This is a genomic window from Candidatus Cloacimonadota bacterium, from assembly GCA_011372345.1.
In the GTDB taxonomy this organism is placed as follows: domain Bacteria; phylum Cloacimonadota; class Cloacimonadia; order Cloacimonadales; family TCS61; genus DRTC01.
The window spans coordinates 1-2073 of record DRTC01000193.1 but is presented as its reverse complement, the minus strand read 5'-3'; the positions used below and the strand labels follow the sequence as shown (position 1 = coordinate 2073).

The 2073-nt window shown below is 35.9% G+C and carries 2 protein-coding genes; both read right to left on the bottom strand.

The window, feature by feature from the left end; all coding sequences use genetic code 11:
* The coding region (locus ENL20_03755; GenBank protein HHE37671.1) for a hypothetical protein at window positions 1-473 on the bottom strand (473 nt) is incomplete at its 3' end.
* A gap of 81 nt (window positions 474-554) precedes the next feature.
* The coding region (locus ENL20_03750) for a T9SS type A sorting domain-containing protein (GenBank protein HHE37670.1) at window positions 555-2073 on the bottom strand (1519 nt) is incomplete at its 5' end.

The following is a 2073-nucleotide window of genomic DNA, read 5'->3' as shown; positions in this document are numbered from 1 at the left end:
TCATAAGATTCACCATCCGATTGATGCCAGACAACAAATGCATCTGCCGTAACAGGATCAATATCGATACTTCCATAACCTGCCCAGATATCATGACTGATAGGACTGGTTTCAATTAAATTTCCATCAGCATCGATGTATGAAAAATATAGTCTTTTGTTTGAATTTGTTGTTTGCCTGGCATGATAAACAGTATATACTCCTCCCGCTTCATATCCGTTTGGTTGGGATATTGGAGGTTGGATTTGAACCGGAATTCCATTATAACTTCCCGGCATGTAATCGTAATAAGTTGTCATCAAATCTGTTGGCTCGATAAGGAATTCGTAATCGGGAACCGGTCTGGTACTGGTTGGAAGTTTACCTTTGATTGTTTTGATCGGTTTCAAATTTTTGACTGGTTGTGGGATTTCGTGTGAGAAAAGGAAAAGTGTGGAAAATATTAGTAAAAATAAAATCAATGGTTTTTTCATGATTAGCTCCTTTTTTTCAATTCAAAGATGGAGATTGCTTCGTCAGTTTCAGCAAGAAGAAACCTCGCAATGACATGTCAACTATCTGATCAATGTTATCTTTTTGGAAATTACATTTTTATCAGATTTGAATTTGATGAGATAGATTCCTGATGAGAGTAGTTTTCCATTGTCATCAGTTCCGTCCCAAATAACCTTATTCATTTCTAATTTATCATTTATAATTTCTAATTCTCGAATGCGTTGTCCTTTGATGTTGAATATTTCGAGAGTCACAAACCGGGAGGTTTGTGTTACATTGAACGAGATCGTTGTTTCGGAATGGAAGGGATTCGGATAAGATTGCAGAACAAGTTCTGCACTACTTATATCATTTTCATCAACTGCAACATTATAACCAAAATCTATATCGAGAGCTGTATATTTGAGCATACCATTACCATTAAACCATCCTCCGCCATGACTATAATTATAATCGTCCAAAAAGAAAAGATGTAGTTTACCGTGCTCGTTTCCTAAATCCTCAATTAAATCTCCGGGATAGATATAACAAGGGATCATTTCAGCAAGTTCGGGAGTTTCGAGAGAGTTCAGGAAAATCGGTTCAGACCAGGTTTCTCCATTATTGTTGGAAATGCTGATAGCAATTTCAGGAACTTCCAACCAATCAAAGTATTCATCTTCACCCGCATTCGCGTATTTTGACTTCAAACCATCTGACCAGACTGCTGCCAGCCAGTTTTTTTCATCATTCTTTGCTATATAAAAATAATTTACATTGTAAGCCATTTCATTATCATAATAGTAAATAGGCCAACCTTGAACCGGAATGACATTACCATCTTCATCCACACTATCCGGAATTCCATCTTCATTCAAATCCCAGGGAAGCATAAGAATTTCGTCATTTGGATTTGCACCTTGCGGGTAAAGATCAAAGAAACAGAATTCTTCTAAAAATAAATCGAATGAAAATACTTTTGGATAAATATAATACGGGAAATAAATATCATCTCCACCATTAGGATCTTCACCATGTAATCCCATCGTTCCCTCAAAACAGATATTATTGTTATCTTCAGTGAAAATTGCATTAAAATGGGTGCAATTATTAAAAGTAAAATAATAATCATGAGGATCATCCGGAAAAGGATTATCAACATAAATCTTATAATCTTCCGAATAATAATCGAAGCCATCTTCGCCATAATTCTCATTCAAAAAAACAAAAATCTCATCTTCTGTATTCCATCCCACAAAAGCGATCTTACCATCATCCGAAACTGCCATCGCTAAAAACGGTCTGATCCAGGGATCTTCATTATGCCATTGATCTAATAAAGGAATTGTTTGATATGTCCATTCGAGTTCAGATTCTGCATCCAAGTCTGCTGTTTCAAAATCAGCATAAGCGATTAAAATATTTCCGCATGGATTTCCTGACGGAGTATTAAACGCAGAATTATTTGCATAAACATAAACCCTCCTTTTATCAGGAACCGGAGAAGGACCGATCTGAACATAAGGCCAAATAAATTCATCATCCGGATTGATCAGGTCATACGGATTATCGATGAGAGTAAAAGTTTCTTTCCATATA